The organism is Janthinobacterium sp. NKUCC06_STL (assembly GCF_019345455.1).
Lineage (GTDB): Bacteria > Pseudomonadota > Gammaproteobacteria > Burkholderiales > Burkholderiaceae_D > Janthinobacterium > Janthinobacterium rivuli.
In genome coordinates, this window is sequence record NZ_JAHKQY010000001.1 from 44,101 (window position 1) to 60,543 (window position 16,443).

13 protein-coding genes are annotated in these 16,443 nt (G+C 65.4%); 6 read left to right on the top strand and 7 right to left on the bottom strand.

The window, feature by feature from the left end:
* Nucleotides 1-9 precede the first annotated feature (9 nt).
* The 5 genes from KO539_RS00190 to KO539_RS00210 form a co-directional block, all read right to left on the bottom strand.
* The gene (locus KO539_RS00190) at nucleotides 10-897 is read right to left on the bottom strand and encodes a pirin family protein (RefSeq protein WP_219306851.1); all 888 of its coding nucleotides are present in this window, start codon (nucleotides 895-897) and stop codon (nucleotides 10-12) included.
* Nucleotides 894-1,292 carry an OsmC family protein gene (locus KO539_RS00195; protein WP_035819934.1) on the bottom strand — a complete coding sequence of 133 codons (399 nt, stop codon included), beginning with the start codon at nucleotides 1,290-1,292 and terminating at the stop codon, nucleotides 894-896. The genes KO539_RS00190 and KO539_RS00195 overlap by 4 nt, the downstream gene beginning before the upstream one ends.
* Before the next feature lie 78 nt (nucleotides 1,293-1,370).
* On the bottom strand, nucleotides 1,371-2,090 hold the full coding sequence (locus KO539_RS00200) for an SIMPL domain-containing protein (protein WP_374106302.1): 720 nt from the start codon (nucleotides 2,088-2,090) through the stop codon (nucleotides 1,371-1,373).
* Between the two features lie 62 nt (nucleotides 2,091-2,152).
* On the bottom strand, nucleotides 2,153-4,465 hold the full coding sequence (locus KO539_RS00205; protein WP_219306853.1) for an SUMF1/EgtB/PvdO family nonheme iron enzyme: 2,313 nt from the start codon (nucleotides 4,463-4,465) through the stop codon (nucleotides 2,153-2,155).
* 19 nt (nucleotides 4,466-4,484) lie between these two features.
* Nucleotides 4,485-6,803, bottom strand: a complete 2,319-nt coding sequence (locus tag KO539_RS00210; protein WP_219306854.1) for a hypothetical protein — start codon at nucleotides 6,801-6,803, stop codon at nucleotides 4,485-4,487.
* A 332-nt stretch (nucleotides 6,804-7,135) separates the two neighbouring features.
* Between KO539_RS00210 and KO539_RS00215 the strand changes: the two genes are divergently transcribed.
* From KO539_RS00215 to KO539_RS00225, 3 genes are all read left to right on the top strand, one after another.
* Nucleotides 7,136-7,372, top strand: coding sequence for a hypothetical protein (locus KO539_RS00215; protein WP_219306855.1), 237 nt, complete (start codon nucleotides 7,136-7,138; stop codon nucleotides 7,370-7,372).
* 188 nt (nucleotides 7,373-7,560) lie between these two features.
* Nucleotides 7,561-8,259, top strand: coding sequence for a YXWGXW repeat-containing protein (locus KO539_RS30545; RefSeq protein WP_219306856.1), 699 nt, complete (start codon nucleotides 7,561-7,563; stop codon nucleotides 8,257-8,259).
* 109 nt (nucleotides 8,260-8,368) lie between these two features.
* Entirely contained in the window at nucleotides 8,369-9,397 is a 1,029-nt protein-coding gene (locus KO539_RS00225) for a transporter (RefSeq protein WP_219306857.1), read from the top strand.
* 63 nt (nucleotides 9,398-9,460) lie between these two features.
* On the opposite strand, the gene rnk is transcribed toward KO539_RS00225, so the two are convergent.
* Nucleotides 9,461-9,868: a nucleoside diphosphate kinase regulator gene (rnk, locus tag KO539_RS00230; RefSeq protein WP_162835757.1), complete on the bottom strand. Its 408-nt coding sequence runs from the start codon at nucleotides 9,866-9,868 to the stop codon at nucleotides 9,461-9,463.
* A gap of 184 nt (nucleotides 9,869-10,052) precedes the next feature.
* Between rnk and KO539_RS30050 the strand changes: the two genes are divergently transcribed.
* Together KO539_RS30050 and KO539_RS00235 are read left to right on the top strand one after the other, a co-directional pair.
* A complete protein-coding gene (locus KO539_RS30050) occupies nucleotides 10,053-10,181 on the top strand; it encodes a hypothetical protein (RefSeq protein WP_257626056.1) in 129 nt (42 codons plus the stop codon).
* Nucleotides 10,182-10,458: 277 nt separating this feature from the next.
* Nucleotides 10,459-12,351, top strand: coding sequence for a bifunctional diguanylate cyclase/phosphodiesterase (locus KO539_RS00235; protein WP_219306858.1), 1,893 nt, complete (start codon nucleotides 10,459-10,461; stop codon nucleotides 12,349-12,351).
* A gap of 135 nt (nucleotides 12,352-12,486) precedes the next feature.
* Here KO539_RS00235 and KO539_RS00240 read toward each other — a convergent pair whose 3' ends face one another.
* Nucleotides 12,487-14,163 carry a peptide chain release factor 3 gene (locus KO539_RS00240; RefSeq protein WP_035827636.1) on the bottom strand — a complete coding sequence of 559 codons (1,677 nt, stop codon included), beginning with the start codon at nucleotides 14,161-14,163 and terminating at the stop codon, nucleotides 12,487-12,489.
* 174 nt (nucleotides 14,164-14,337) lie between these two features.
* Between KO539_RS00240 and KO539_RS00245 the strand changes: the two genes are divergently transcribed.
* Entirely contained in the window at nucleotides 14,338-16,395 is a 2,058-nt protein-coding gene (locus KO539_RS00245) for a methyl-accepting chemotaxis protein (RefSeq protein WP_219306859.1), read from the top strand.
* The last annotated feature ends 48 nt before the right edge of the window (nucleotides 16,396-16,443 follow it).

Sequence of the window (16,443 nt, forward strand, 5' to 3'; positions counted from 1 at the left end):
ACGAAACGCTTATGCCGGAGGACGCAATGGCGCCTTCGGCAGCGGGATGAATTCCGTCTCGCCCGGCACACTCCCCATGCGCTGGGCGGTCCAGTCGTCGGCCGCCTGCGACAATCGCTCCTTGCTCGACGAGACGAAATTCCAGAACAGGAAGCGGTGGCCGTCCAGCGGCTCGCCGCCGATCACCACGAACTGCACCGGGCCACCGCCTGTCGTCACCACGGGCGCGGCACCAGCTTCCAGCAAGGCCATGGTGTGCGGCACCAGCGCCACGCCATCGACCAGCACATCCCCGCTGATCGGATAAATCGCCGCTTCCGCCGGCAAGCCTTCCAGGCGCAACTCGCGCCCCGCCTGCAGCGCCACGTCCAGGTACACCGTCTGCATGTAGGTGCGCACGGGCGAGGTCTGGCCAAAGGCCGTGCCGATCAACACCTTCACGACGGCGCCATCGAGCGGCACGACGGGAATGTCGGCCTGCGGCGTATGCGTGAAACTCGGTTCATCCTCTTCGTGCGCCTTCGGCAGCGCGGCCCACAGCTGCAAGCCGTGCGTGCGGTGCGGCTGGCCCGCCAGGTCCTGCGGCGTGCGTTCCGAATGCACGATGCCGCGCCCGGCCGTCATCCAGTTGATGGCGCCCGGTTCGATGCGCTGGTATGAGCCGATGCTGTCGCGGTGGTCGATCGCGCCCTCGAACAGATAGGTGACGGTGGCCAGGCCGATATGCGGATGCGGGCGCACGTCGTGGTTGGCGTCGGGCGCCACGTCGATGGGGCCGAAATGGTCAAAGAAAATGAAAGGGCCGACGGCCTGTTTGACGGCGGAAGGCAGCAAACGCCGCACGACGAAGCCGCCGCCCAGGTCCTTTTCGTGGCTTTTCAGGATGGCCGCGCTCATGCCAGCACCGTCGTGATTTCCGTGGTGACGGCCGTCATCAGCTTGTGGATCGGGCATTTTCCGGCGGCCGACAGCAATTCCTGGCGCTGCGCCTCCGTCAGCTCGCCCGTCAGGTGCAGGGTGGTGGCCAGGCGGTACACGCCCTTGCGCTCTTCGCTGGCGTCGCGCTCGGTCGACACTTCCACGTGCTCCAGGGGAATGCCCTTGTGCTTGGCGTACCAGACGACGGTGAGCGCCTTGCAGGCCGACAGGGCCGCGTCGTACAGGTCGTGCGGCGACGGGCCGGCGTCGCCGCCCCCTTCGGCCACCGAGGCGTCGGCGGAAATGATGTGATCGCGTACGTGCACGATGTGGCGCATGGCTTGCGACTGGTCGCGGATGGCTTTGATGGTCATGGCGTTCCTGGGTGCGTTTGGAAAGCCACAATTTACACCGTTTGCCCGCTTTGCGCAGCCGGCTCTCCTGCTACCTGGTCATTTGATACGGAACACGGCGTCGACCGTCTGCGCCATCTTGAGGCTGGTGACCATCAGCATGTCGTCGGGATTCTGGCGCTGGCGGCTGTTGGCGCGGTTGTAGCGGTCGGACGGCACCAGGCCCACCGCATTGCCCAGGTTTTTCAGCTGGTCCGACGAGATGCCGGCCACGGCGCCCACGCGCTTGCCGAAGCCGCGCGCCATGGAATCGGCCTTGCGCTGCGCATCCTTGACGGCTTCGCCCATCAGCTCTTCTTCCAGGCGGATGCGCTGCGTGGCGCCAAAGGTGACGGCAAACGCATCGAGGTTGGGCATGGCCAGCAGCGGACGCATGACGGCGGGCCATTTCGACAAATCCGCCACGTTGATATGCACGCTGGCCTTGATCAGGTACTGCGGATTGGCCGGGTCCTGCTCGGCGCCCTTGCGGATTTCCTTGCGCACGTCGCGCACCTCGATGCCGTCCGCCGCCTCGGGCAAGCCCTGCTCCACCAGCAGCGCCTTGATTTCCGTGATGCGCGCCGCTACCTGCGCGGTGGCCACGTCCGGCGCCGCGTCGAAAACACTGACGTCGAAATCGATCTCGCCCAGGTCCGGCGTGACGAAGCTGTAGGCCGTGCCCGTCGCATGGATGAAGGGGTAGGAAGGCAGATCGCCGGCCAGGGCGGCGACGGGCAGGCAGGCGAACACGAGGTACAGCAGGCGGCGTTTGAACACGGACACTCCGGCACGGTTAAGGTGCATGAAGTATCCGTCAAGATGATACATTTGACAATCAATTAGTCGAGCGTGCGTGCCACCCTGAAGCCGACGATGTCGTTCGACAGCACGGTGGAAAAGCCGTTGCGCAGGGCCGAGCGCAAATAGCGCGGGTGGTACAGCCAGGAGCCGCCGCGCAGGATGCGCCGGCTGCTGTCGGCGCCCTCTTCCCACGCGCTGCCGTCGACGGGCGCGCCGTCGTAATTGTCGTGCACCACGTCCTGCACCCATTCCCACACATTGCCATGCATGTCGAACAGGCCCCAGGAATTCGGCGCAAACGTACCCAGCGGCGTGGTGCCGCCCCGGTACACGCCGCGCGGGCCGCCGTTGTACACATACAGGCCGTCGTAGTTGGCTTGCTCGGTGCTGATCGTGTCGCCCACGTTGAAGGCCGTGCGCGTGCCGGCGCGGCATGCGTATTCCCATTCCGCTTCGCTGGGCAGGCGGTACCGCCGGCCCGTGCGTTCGCTCATCCACGCCAGGTACAGCTGCGCGTCATTCCAGCTCACGCCGACCACCGGGTGCAGGTCGGTTTGCACGAAACCGGGATTGTCCCAGTCCGTTTCCGATCCGCCCGCCCAGCCGGTCGCCTTGACGAAGGCGCGCCATTCGCCCACGCTGACAGGGTGGCGCGCCAGCGCGAACGGGCGCTCGATGCCGACCCAGTGCTGCGGCATTTCGCGTTCGAGCCAGGACTGCTGCGAGCCGGCCTGGATGGCGGCCTTGTGTTCCGTCTCGTGCGCGCCCATCTGGAAGCGGCCGCTGGGAATGAGCACCAGTTCCGGGCCCTGTCCCGCGCCATCGAGAAAGTCATCGCGCAAGATGCCTTCCGCATTGGCCACCGGTTCCGCGTGTTGCGTTTCCGGCGCTGGCGCGGATGCCGGCGCAGGGACGGATGCGGTCGCGGCGCGGCTGGCCTCTTCGCGGCGCGCGCGTTCCTGCTCCGCGCGGTAGGCCGCTTCCGCCTTGGCGACGATGGCCTTGCGCTGCAATTCCTGGTGTTCCTGCAAGGCCGTGGCGGCATCGGCTTCGCGGCGCGCGCGCAGCTGGCCGCGAAGCGCTTCCTTGCGCAGCTTGCGCGCCTCTTCCGCTTCGAAATGGCGCTGCGCCTCCTGCTCGCGACGCAGTTTGTCCTGGCGCTGCTTTTCCAGCGCGGCCGCCTGGATTTCCGCCTTGCGACGCTGGTCCAGCTCTTCCTGGCGCGCCCGTGCCTCCTTGACCGCCGCCTCGCGGGCCTGTTCGGCGGCCAGCGCCGCCTGCCGTTGTTGCTGCGCCGCGCGCGCCTGCTGCTGGCGCGCCTGTTCCGCCAGTTCTTCGGGCGACGGCCCGGCGGCGCGCTCCAGACTTTCCAGCAAGGCTTGCACGGATTGGGGCCGCAGTTCCGGCGTCAGCGAAAAACCGTTCTGCAAGACTTGCCACTGTTGCGCGTTGAGCGCTTGCGGCGCGGACGGCAAATGGCTGGCGCTGCGCGTGTCGTCGAACGGCATGCGCCCTTCGAGCATCTGATAGATCATCACGGCCACGGCATACACGTCCAGGCGCGGGCTGGGCTGGCGCTGGTTGGCGCCGGCCTCGGGCGCCCGGTAGCCGTGCGTGCCCGCGTTCGGCATCTCCAGCGCCAGGCTGCTGTCCGCATTGCGCACCCGCGAGGCGATGCCGTAGTCGAGCAATTTGACGTCGCCCTTCGCCGTCAGGAAGACATTGCCCGGCTTGAGGTCGCGGTGCACCAGCTTGTGCTTTTCCCACGCATACGACAGCGCTTCGGCCACCGGCTGCAGCAGTTCCTGCACCGTGGACAGGGGCAGCGCGCCCGTACGCGCCAGATAGTGCTCGAGGTCTTCGCCATCGAGGCATTCCATGATGATGAAATAGCTGGCCGTGGCCGGATCCTGCGCCCACTCGTAGACGCGCACGATGTTTTCATGTGCGAGTTTGCGCGCCTGCGTCGCTTCCTCGATCAGCAGCTTGGCGTGCGTGGCGCTTTGCGTCAGCTGCGGCGGCAAAATCTTCAGCGCCACCATTTCACTGCTGCCCAGCTCCGCGTGCGTGGCCAGGTCGGTGGCTTGCCATACCTGCCCCATGCCGCCCGTGCCGATCAGCCGTTCAAGCCGGTAGCGGCGGTTTTGCGGGCCGATTTCCTGGCCCTTCATGAAGCCCAGTTCCGTACCCTGGCGCACGGGTAGCGGCGCGGCCACAGGCGCGGCGCCTGGCGGCGCGTACTCGGCGTCGAGGATGGCGTTCTTGCGGCGTTCAAATTCCTGCTCGCTGAGCAGCCCGTCGTCGTGGAGGGCGCGCAGTTCCCGCAGCTTGTCTCGTGCTTTTTGCATCATCTGGAGTGAAACGCTTCCATCAAGGCTGCAGGGCGACGCCGCAGGCGGCGCAGAATTTATCTTCAGGATGGCCCGCGCGCTGCGCATGGCCGTTCTTGCAGCGGGCCGGCGCCGCTGCGGCAGCGGCACCCGGCTGCAGCGCCTGCGCCACGGCCACGCCCAGCTGCGCCTGGGCCGACAGGCCATGCGCGTGCGCCGCATTTTGCAGGTTGATCAAGTCCAGCTGCTGGCGCCGTTCGCGTTCCGCCTGGCCTTCCAGGTAGCTGCGCTCCTGCGCCACGCTATCCTGCGCCATGCGCATGGCGTCCAGCGGCGCGACGCTGTTCTCGGCCGCCGCCAGCGCCGCCAGCGCGTGGATCTGCTCGGCGCTCATGCCCGCCTGCAGCTGCGTTTTCAGCACTTGCGCCAGCGCGCTTGCATTCTGCCCGGCGGCCATGGCCACCTTGCCCGTGTCGCTCAGCGAGCCGATTTTCTCGATGCGGTCGATGTCGATGCGCGCCAGTTCGGCCGCATGCGCCTGCTGCGCCAGCAAGGCTTCGTATTCACCTTTCCAGCGCGCGTAATCGCTTTCGCGCTGCTGCGCCATGGCCAGCAAGTCGCGCTGCCATTGCGCTTCCTGCTCCAGCTGGCGCAGCTGCTGGCGCTGTTCCTCGATGGCCAGCGCGTCGAGCTGCGCCAGCTGCGTTTGCTGCTGCAGCTGGCGCGCATGCACGCCATCGGCCTCGATGGTGCGCAGCAGCTTTTCCTGCTGCGCGACGGCGTCTTCGCGCGCGCCACCGCGCCGCAGCGCCGCCACTTTTTCCGCGATTTCCGCCGCCTGGACCTGGGCCGCTTCATCCTTGTGCGCCTCGGCGCGCAGCAATTCGCGCTGACGCGCCAGCTGCATCTGGTCTTCCCACTCCTGCACCCGCTCGGCCTCGCGCTTGCGCGCCGCATTCGCCAGCATCAGGCCCTGCCAGGCGGCCTGGTGCTGCTCCGCCTCCAGCTGCGCCTCGCGCTGGGCCGCATCCGCCTCCGCCTGGCGCAGGCGCGCCAGCTGGGTGCGGCGGCCCGTCTCGTCGTCGATCAGCAGCGCGCTTTCCACTTGCTGCGCGATCGACTGCAGGTGCACCTGATGCGTAAAGCGCTGCTGCGCCAGCTGGATCTGTTCGCGCCCGTGCAGCTGCGACAGTTCCAGCTCGCTGCGCATCTTGATGGCGGCCAGCGCCCGCACGTGTTCCCAGTTGGCCGCTTCGTCGGCGCGCTGCGCGCCTTTTTGCGCCAGTTCCTGTTCCAGCTCGCCCAGCGCCAGCGCGGCGCCATGGTCGAGCGCCTGGCGCCGCGATTTCGCTTCCAGGATGCGGCCATACAGGTCGATCTGGCGCCCGCGCAGCGCTTGCAGGCGCTCCGCTTCCTGGTGGTTCTGTTCCGCCTTTTCCACCGTCGCATCCTGCCGCAATTCCGCGCGGCGGTGCGCGTGGCGCGCCGCCAGTTCCTCGCGGCGGATGCGCTGCCACTCTTCCTCGTCGTACAGCTGGTCGAGCTGCTTCATGCGTTCCAGGCTGTGCTGCTCCAGTTCCTGCGCCGGCAAGCCGCCCAGCCACAGGGTGCCGATGGCAGCATCGCCGCCGCCCTCGCGCTTGTCGTGGCGCAGGCTGAGCGTTTCCACGCGCGCCACGGCCAGGCCGCTGGGCGCCAGGCGCTGCGTCAGGGCCGATTGCAGGCGTTCGTTCAATTCGGGGCGCAGGTCCGCATTCGCGTCCATCTCGCGCAGCGCGCGGCTGCCGATGAATTCCAGCGCAATCTGACGCACGGATGGCAACAGCAAGGCGTGCAGGTGGGCGCGCGTGACGGCGCCCGGCGCGCGCATGAACTGGCGCGCGAACGCATCGGGCTGGCCCAGCGCGATGTCGACGCGCAGGGACGCGGCGACGTTCAGCAACTCCGTGCTCGCCAGGGCCGGCAAGTCGAATTCCAGGCTGACGGCGTCGGCGCGCGCGATCAGCACTTCGGCCGGACGCGCCGGCAGCAGCGCGGGCAGGCGCGCCAAGAAGGCGGTGCTGTCGTAGTCGCCGGCCGGTATCAAGGTGAAAGCGTCCGATTGCACGATCCAGGCGCGCGACTCGGCGGGCACCTGCAGGCGGCGCGCGGCGCTGCCGAACAGCGAGGACAGTTCGCGCACGCCAAAGAACAGGGCAAGTTGCCCATCAGCAAGATGCCATTGATTGGCATGCAGCACCGCGTCGCTGTCGGGTGCCCCCAGCGACAAGCCGCATTGCGCGCAATAGCCGGCGGCAGCGCCGTTCTTGTGCTCGCAGCGCGGGCAGCGGGCGCCGCCAAAACCAAACAATTGGAACATGTGTGACTCCTGATGAGAATGATTGTGCGCGCAACACGGCTGCCATGCCGATTCTAGCAGGATAGCCGGGCCTCACTTGCCGCGCACAGCATGGGCACGGCAGTGCGCAGCATCAGATAATGCCATAGGGCAATTGCATTCATATGCACGGATACAGGGCGAATTAGGCCTCAATTCATGCGGTCGCCCGCCAGCGCCGCGCGCAGGCATTTCAGCGCCGTTTTTTTGCAGGCCATCCCGCCAAAACCACGGCTGGTCGCATCTGCATGGCGCGCCGGCCCGCGCCTGGCTACAGTGCATGCATACCCACCCGCCACCCGAAAGGAAACATCATGAAAACATTAAAAAACATGGAAGCCATCTTTACCGTCGCCGTCGCCATCGCCTGCGGCGCCAGCTACGTCAGCGTCATGCAGCCATCGGCTGCCAAAGCGACTGATGTGGCGCAAGCGAGCGCCATCCCCGTCGTCGTCGTCAGCGCCAGGCGCCTGACGGAACAGGAAAAGAAAATCTCGCTGATCGAAGAACGGCAAGCCTTGCTGGGCAACGCCACCGCCAGCACCCTGTGAGCCAACGATGCTGACACCACGCCGCCTGGCGCCAATGTGAATTCCGCCGCGCCAGGCCGCCATTTGTATCCGCCACGGATACACGGACACACAGCATTGTGTCAATTGTAATAAGTTGAATCAAAGGCGATAAATCGCCAGCAAGCGCCTATAGTCCATTTCACGCAATCACCGAAATGGAGCACATCATGAAACCCATCACACTCTACGCAGCAGCCGTGCTTGCCATCAGCACCGCGGCCTTCCTGCCCGCGCAAGCCATGGCACAGAATCAGCTCGGCGTCAGCATTGTCATCGGCGACGCGCCGCCTCCGCCACGGTTTGAAAGCGCGCCAGCACCGCGCGCCGGCTATGTCTGGGCGCCCGGCTACTGGAACTGGGATGGCCAGCGCCATGTCTGGAACAATGGCGAATGGCTGCGCGAACGGGGCGGCAACCAGTACCGCCGCGCCGCCTGGATACAGGAGAACAACCGCTGGCGCCTGGATCGCGGCGGCTGGGTTGCCGCGCAAGTGCAGCCCGTGCGCTATGACGACATCCGCATCGCCCCGCCGCCACCGCGCCGCGAAGCCATCCCGCGCGCGCGCCACGGCTACGCCTGGGCGCCCGGCCACTGGGAATGGCGCGGCCAGCGCTACGCCTGGACGCCAGGCGTGTGGATCGCCGAACGCCCCGGCTATGTGTATGCGCCGCCCGCCTGGAACCAGCGCGATGGCCGCTGGCAGATGGAGCAAGGCCGCTGGTCGCCACGCGGCCCGAACGGTGACCGCGACCGCGACGGCATCCCCAACCGCTATGACCGCGACAATGGCAACCGCCACGACCGCGACGGCGACGGGGTTCCGAACCGCGACGACCGCCGCCCGGATAATCCCCGCCGCGATTAAGCAGCATTAACACCAAGGCCACCGTTCGCGGTGGCCTTGTCATTTTCCCGACACATCCGTGTATTAACATCGCGCGACGATCAATCACACTGCGCGAGAAAGATTCACGATGGCGATGGAAACTGCCGGTTTTACCTACGGCTCGGATACCTCGGGCCTGGTCTGGGGCTTCCTGTTTGGGCGCGAGGCGCAGCCGCTGGCGCTCGACTCCACGGCGGCGCTGGCCTGGCTGGCCGATGGCGCGGCCCGGCCGGCGCAGGAATTCGTCTGGCTGCATTTCAATCTGTCGCATGCGGCCAGCGAAAAATGGCTGATGACGCACACGCAGCTGGCCGACGAATTCTATGAAACCCTGCACCAGGGTTCCCGCTCGACGCGCATCGAACAGGCGGAAAACACCCTGATCGCCGTGGTCAACGATGTGGTGCACAATTTCTCGTTCGAAGCTTCCGACATTTCCACCATGTGGGCCAGCGTGGCGCAAAACCTCGTCATCACGGCGCGCCGCGCGCCGCTGCAGTCGATCGAGCGCCTGCGCCAGGCCGTCATCAAGAACCACGAGCCTATCCGCTCGTCGGTGGAATTGCTGATCCATCTGCTGCGCGACCAGGCCGACGTGCTGGTCAACATCGTGCGCGACGCCGTGGCGCGGGTCGACGATATCGAAGACCACTTGCTGGCCGGGCGCCTGGTGCCGAAACGCGCAGACCTGGGCGGCATGCGGCGCGTGCTGGTGCGGCTGCAGCGCCTGCTGGCGCCGGAACCGGCCGCCCTGTTCCGCCTGCTGCAACGCCCGCCATCGTGGGTGTCGGAGCTCGACAGCCTGGAGCTGCGCCAGTCGACGGAGGAGTTTTCGGTCGTGCTCAGCGATATGTCGTCCTTGCAGGAACGTATCAAATTACTGCAGGAAGAGATCGCCGCCAGCGTCAACGAGGAAAACAGCCGCAGCCTGTTCGTGCTGACCATCGTCACCGTACTGGCCTTGCCGATCAATATCATCGCCGGCATGCTGGGCATGAATGTGGGGGGAATTCCGCTGGCCCAGCACCCGCAGGGCTTCTGGATCATCGTCGCCATCATCGTCACGTTCACGGTGGTGGCGGGATGGCTGGTGGTGCGCGTGCAACGCAATAGTTGACTACTGGAAACACGGCCTGGCAGGCGAACGGCAGGCGCCGTCCGCCGTCACTGCTTGCTGCGCTTAGCGGTGGTATTCACCAGCCCGTTCAGGCTGATAGACGATTTCCTCGATCTTGACCTTCACCACGCCACCCGGCATGGGCCAGGCGATGCTGTCGCCGACGGACAGGCCCAGCAGCGCGCTGCCGACGGGCGCCAGCACGGAAATACGGTCGGCCTGGCCTTCCACATCCTTCGGATACACGAGCGTCAGGCAGAATTCCTCCTTGTTTTCCACCGTGAAGCGCACGGTGGAATTCATCGTCACAACGGTCGGAGGAATCTCTTGCGGCTCGAGCACCTCGGCGCGGCCCAGCTCGTCGAGCAAGGCGGCCTTGTCCGGCGACAAGTTATTACCCAAGGCATACAACAACGCTTCCAGTCGTTCCAGGTCTTGTGACGACAAAATAATTTTTGGTTTTTTTTCCAAGATATCCTCACTATTGATCATTAGGGCGACGTCCGGTTTTGCTGGCGGCATCTTGCGTGGCCGCGCGAGACAAAACAAACAGCATCAGAACGTCCATCATCAGCGGATTATGGACGAACTCGCGGAGCAAGGCCATAGCGTTCTCGCATTCTTCATTAAAATTTATTAAAATCAATGACTTGCAATGGACGATACGGACAAAAAGTTAATCCGTACCGGAATGGCTGCAGGCATTGAAGTTATTCTTGATGCTATTTTGTTTACCGTCAGCATGTTTTTAGCGAAAAAAACCGGCGGGCAAAAAAAGGATTAAAATCCAGTTAGCATTATTATTAGAAAAACACGCCCTGCCTTTTCCGCCTGCTTTGTCGCCTTGCCTGCCGCCAGCGGCCCGCCGCATGCACACAAAATTGCTGCGCGCCCTGTACTTTCACGCTGCAAAATGACAATATGTCGGCCTTAGCAACACTTGGCAACACGTTGAGAGTTCCGGCTCACTTCGGTTTTCATCAGACTGGAACGCAAAGTATGGCAGGGCGAGGCGGGATCACACGGGGCGGCGGCAAGCGGGGCCGGCAGGAGGGAGCGTCATGATGACGCCATTGATGCTGCCGTCGGCGCAATTGCGCGGCGACCGGATTGCCCGGCTGAACTTGCTGGCCGCGGCGGCCATGCTGGCCATGGCCAGCCTGCTGCTGATCCTCTTCCAATTGTTTTCCCTCCAGGCATCCTTGCAGCGCAACCTGCAAATCCAGGCCGACATGCTGGCCCCCGCCGCCGCGCAAGCCATGCGCCAGGACAATCGCCTTGCGGCGCAACAACTCCTAGCTCCCTTCGCCGCCGCGCCGCATGTCCGGCAAGCAATACTTTACAGTCCCTATGGCACGCCATTTGCCCGCTACGCGCGCAGCAGCAACGATGCCGTGCCGGCGGTGCCGCGCAACGGGATGCACCTCGATTACCTGGACGGCAGCGCCGCCGTCTTGACGGCCTTGCCGGGCGGCGGCGCGCTGTACCTGCGCGCCAGCCTTGCGCCGCTGTACGCCAGCCTGGCGCAATTTGCCGCCTTCACCCTGCTCGTCTGCCTGTGCGCGTTCGGCCTGACGTACCTGATGGTGCGCCGTACGCGCACGGCCGCCCAGCATGCGGAAAGCCATTTGCACTACCTGGCCCACGTCGACCCGGTCACGCAACTGCCGAACCGCCATGAATTCAACGACGCCCTGGCCTACGCGCTGGCGCGCGCCGACCGCCAGGACAGCAGCGTGGGCCTGCTGCTGCTGGATCTGGATAACTTCAAGGTCGTCAACGATACGCTGGGCCACCACTGCGGCGACCAGCTGCTCAAGCTCGTATCCGACCGCCTGGTGGCCATCTTGCGCGGCACCGACATCATCTGCCGCATCGGCGGCGATGAATTCGTCGTCATCGTCGAACCGGCCGACGACGCCTCGGAAATGGCCAGCGTGGCGCGCAAGATCCTGGCCGTGCTGGCCGCGCCGTTCGACCTCGAAGGCCACCAGCTGTATGTCAGCGCCAGCATCGGCGTGAGCCTGTATCCGTTCGACGCGCAGGACGTGGCCACCCTGACGCGCAATGCCGATACGGCCATGTACCACGCCAAGCACCAGGGCAAGAACCGCTACGCCGTCTTCAAGGCCGAAATGGAATTGCGCGCGCAGCGCCGCCTGCGCATGGAAGCGAACCTGCGCAAGGCTCTGCAGAACGAGGAACTGTATTTGCACTACCAGCCGCAGATCGACTTGCGCAGCGGGCGCATCGTCGGCGTGGAAGCGCTGATACGCTGGAACTGCCGCGACATGGGCCAGCTGAGTCCCGCCGAATTCATCCCCGTGGCTGAGGAAAGCGGCATCATCGTCGACCTGGGACGCTGGGTGCTGCAAAGCGCCTGCCGCCAGGCGGCCCTGTGGTGCAAGGCGGGCCTGCTCGATTCGCTCGAACACGTGGCCGTCAACCTGTCGGCCTGCCAGGCGCGCGACCCGGGCCTGATGGACGATATCCGCGCCATCCTCGACGAAACGCAGCTGCCGCACGGCTTGCTGGAGCTGGAAATCACGGAAGGCGTCCTGATGGACAATGTCCACGCCAACGTGGAATTGATGCGGCGCCTGCAGGAAGCGGGCATCCACCTGTCGATCGACGATTTCGGCACCGGCTATTCGTCGATGTCCTACCTGCAGCGCCTGCCCATCGACCAGCTGAAGATCGACCGCAGCTTCGTGCACGACCTGCCCGGCGAGGGTGAAGCCATCGTCACGGCCATCATCGCCATGGCGCACAGCCTGCACCTGAAAGTGGTGGCCGAAGGGGTGGAAACCTTGCAGCAGGTGGAGTTTTTGAGAAAAGCGGACTGCGACAACGTGCAGGGCTTTTTCTTCGCGCGCCCGATGACGGCGGCGCAGTTGACGGCATTGCTGCTCGAGCGGCGCGACTGGAGTACGCGCACGATTTTGCCGGCTTGAGTTGGTGCCAACGATGGTGTCGGATTACGGCCGTTGGCCTAATCCGACCTACGCCATGAACAGGTAGGTCGGCGTAGGTCGGATTAGCGGGGCCGCCGAGGCGCGCAGCGCGTAATCCGACACCACTACGCTACATCAAGCCAATTTCGCCGAATGCTCGCGCGTCGCGTGGAACGTCAATTTCGGCCAGCGCTCTTCCGTCAGGCGCAGGTTGACGCCCGACGTGGCCAGGTAAGCCATGTTGCCGGCCGCATCGTAGGCCACGTTGTGGCCCAGCGCGTTCTCGAAATCCTGCAGGATGCGCTTGTCGTCGCAGCTGACCCAGCGGGCGCTGCTGATGCTGGTGCCTTCGAACACGGCGTCGACGCCATATTCGTTGAGCAAGCGGCTGGCCACCACTTCGAACTGCAGCACGCCGACGGCGCCCAGTACCAGCTCGCCGCCCTGCACCGGCTTGAAGACTTGCACCGCGCCCTCTTCGCCCAGCTGCTGCAAGCCCTTGTGCAACTGCTTGATTTTCAAGGGATTACGGATGCGCACGGAGCGGAAGAAATCCGGCGCGAAGTACGGGATACCCGTAAACGTCAGCATCTCGCCTTCGGAAAAACTGTCGCCGATCTGCATGTTGCCGTGGTTCGGCAAGCCGATGATGTCGCCCGCGTACGCTTCTTCCACCTGTTCGCGCGACGATGCCATGAAGGTCACCACGTTCGACACCTTGATCTCGCGCCCCAGGCGCAAGTGCTTGACCTTCATGCCGCGCTCGAAACGTCCCGAGCACACGCGCAAAAAGGCGATGCGGTCGCGGTGGGCCGGGTCCATGTTGGCCTGGATCTTGAAGACGAAACCGGTAAATGGCTGCTCGGACGGGGCCACCGAACGCACGGTGGCGTCGCGCTCGCGCGGCGCCGGCGCCCAGTCGACCAGCGCGGAGAGAATCTCGCGCACGCCGAAGTTGTTGATGGCCGAACCGAAGAACACGGGCGTCTGCACGCCGGACAGGAATTCTTCGAGGTTGAACGGGTTCGACGCGCCATGCACCAGTTCCACTTCCATGCGCAGCTGGTCCATCTCGAGCGGGAACATCTCTTGCAGGCGCGGGTTGTCGATGCCCTTGATGATTTCGAAGGCGCCATCGGCCTTCTCTTCACCGGCCTTGAACAGCATGATCTCGTCGTTCAGCAGGTGGTACACGCCGCGGAAGTTCTTGCCCATGCCGATAGGCCAAGTGACGGGCGCGCATTGAATCTTCAGCACCGATTCGAGTTCGTCGAGCAGATCCAGCGGATCGCGCGTCTCGCGGTCCATCTTGTTCATGAAAGTGACGATGGGCGTGTTGCGCATGCGGCACACGGCCAGCAGCTTGATCGTCTGCGCTTCCACGCCCTTGGCCGCATCGATCACCATCAGCGCCGAGTCGACCGCCGTCAGCACGCGGTAGGTATCTTCCGAGAAGTCCTGGTGGCCCGGGGTGTCGAGCAGGTTGACGACGTGGTCGCGGAATTCGAATTGCATCACCGAGGAAGCGACGGAAATGCCGCGCTGCTTCTCGATCTCCATCCAGTCCGACGTCGCGTGACGGCCCGATTTACGCGCCTTGACGGTACCGGCCATCTGGATCGCGCCCGAGAACAGCAGCAGTTTTTCCGTCAAGGTGGTTTTACCGGCATCCGGGTGGGAAATGATGCCAAAGGTGCGGCGGCGCTGCACTTCGCGCGCGATCACGGCCGGCGCCTTGCTGCTCACTGACGCTGCGGCGCTGTCCGCATTGTCGCTGGAATCGGGGGTGTTGATGTCGTTCTCGTTGGCCATATTGGTGACCATAATATGGCCCTCGCAAAAAACCCTCTATTTTACAGAAGGATCGGCCTTCCGTGTGAACTGCTTCACTCTGGAGAAAAGCAAAATCGCCCGCTTCATCAAGGGGTCACAATCCGCAGGCAACATTGCACTGCAGAAATGTTGTCACCCTACCCTGGAAACCCGATGAAAATGCTCCTCACCCCCGCCATCCGACTCATGCAGCGCTTGCGCCTGCTGCCCAAATTCATGCTTGTCTGCCTGGTCTTTTTGCTGCCTTTGGTGCTGGCGACCACCCTGCTGATCTCGGAGCTGGGCAAGTCGCTGGCCCAGGCGCAGGATGCGCAGCGGGGCGTGGCCTATGTGCGCCAGTTGCAGGAAGGCACGCGCCTGCTGCAGCAGCGGCGCGGCCTCGAACATTTGCGCCTGAGCGGCAAGACGGGCATGGACAACACGGCCGTCAATGCGCGCATCACGGCCACGCTGGCCGCCCTGGCGCGCTTGCCGGCGGGCGCCGGCCTGCCCCAGGCGGCCGAGCTGACGAAGCAGTGGCAAGCCCTGCTGGGCCGCCAGACGGGCCTCGCGGCGCGCGACAGCTACGCGGCGCACACGGCGCTGCTGCGCCAGGCAGCCAAACTGGGCCAGCTGGTGGCCGACCGCTCGCACCTGAGCCTGGACCCGGACGCGGGCGCCAACCACCTGAGCGCAGTCTTCACGGCCACCCTGCCCGACCTGGCCGAGAGCCTGTCCGACATCGCCGGGCGCGGCGCCGCCTACATCGACACGGGCCTGTTCGAGGCGAATGAAGATCAACTCGTCAACGCCAACGCCCTGATCGCGCGCCACGAACTGGAACGCCTGCCGGCCCGCTTTGACGAAATCATCGCCGCCAAGCCGGAACTGCGCGCCAGCCTGCAGCCGTCCCTGAAAGCCGTGCCGGCCGCGTTGGCCTTCCTCGAACGCACGAAAAACGAAGTGACGAATTCCTACGACCAGACCTCGGGCGCGCAATTCCACGCGGCCGGCATGCAGGCGATCGACGCCCTGCACGCGCTCTCGGGCGCGTCGGCCACCGCGCTGGACGGCTTGCTGGCGCAGCGCATCGCCCGCGACGAGGCGCGCCGCGCCCTGATCCTGGCGGCCATGCTGCTGGTGCTGCTGGCCGCCGCCTACCTGTGCGCTGGCTTTTATGCCGCCTTCGCGCGCGACGTGACGCAATTGCGCGTGGCCGTCGGCGCGGCGGCGGCGGGCGACCTGTCGCAGCGCATCACCTCGCAGGCGCACGATGAAATCGGCGACCTGGTGCGCGACTTCGGCGCCATGACGCATGGCCTGGCCACCCTGGTGCAGGAAATCCGCGGCGGCGCGGCCGTCATCGCGGCCGCCGGCGCCGACATCGCCCAGGGCAACGCGGCCCTGTCCGGCCACACGGCCACGCAGGCGGACGCGCTGGGCGCCACCGTCGATTCGATGCGCGAACTGACGGCCACCGTGGGCCGCAACGAAGCCCACGTAGGACAGGGCCGCACCTTGGTGGCGACGGCGGCCGACGTGGCACTGCGCGGCGGGCAAACCGTGGGCGCCGTGGTCGACACCATGGCCTCGATCAAGGCCAGCTCGCACAAGATCGTCGACATCATCGGCGTCATCAACGGCATCGCCTTCCAGACGAATATCCTGGCCCTGAACGCGGCCGTCGAAGCGGCCAGAGCCGGCGAGCAGGGGCGCGGCTTCGCCGTCGTCGCCTCCGAGGTACGCAGCCTGGCGCAGCGCTCGAACGAGGCGGCGCTGGAAATCAAGCGCCTGATCGGCGATTCGGTCGCCACCGTCGATGCGGGCGGCGACCTCGTCAACGCGGCTGGCAACACCATGCGGCAAGTCGTCGACGCGGTCCAGCAGGTGGCCGTCGTCATCGGGCGCATCAGCAGCGCCGGCGCCGAGCAGAATGGCGAGATCGCCCGCATCAACCAGGCGCTGGCGCAAATCGACGACATGACGCGCCAGAACGCGGGCCTGGTCGACGAGGCGCGCGCCGGTTCGCAGCGCCTGCACCAGGAAGGCGAGGCGCTGACGCAAGCCGTCAGCCGATTCCGCCTGGGGGAGCACGAGATGCCAAACCCACGCCCGGCGCCCGCAGCAAGCATGCGCGACGGCTTGCCCAGCGTGCGTCCGGCCGGCCTGTGGAGCGCCAATAAACCGCGCGTCATATCACAAAATCGCGCGGAACGGCGCAAGGCTAGCTAGTCAAAAGTGTGCGCGTAGGACAAGGACTACAATTTCGCCTCAAAAGAG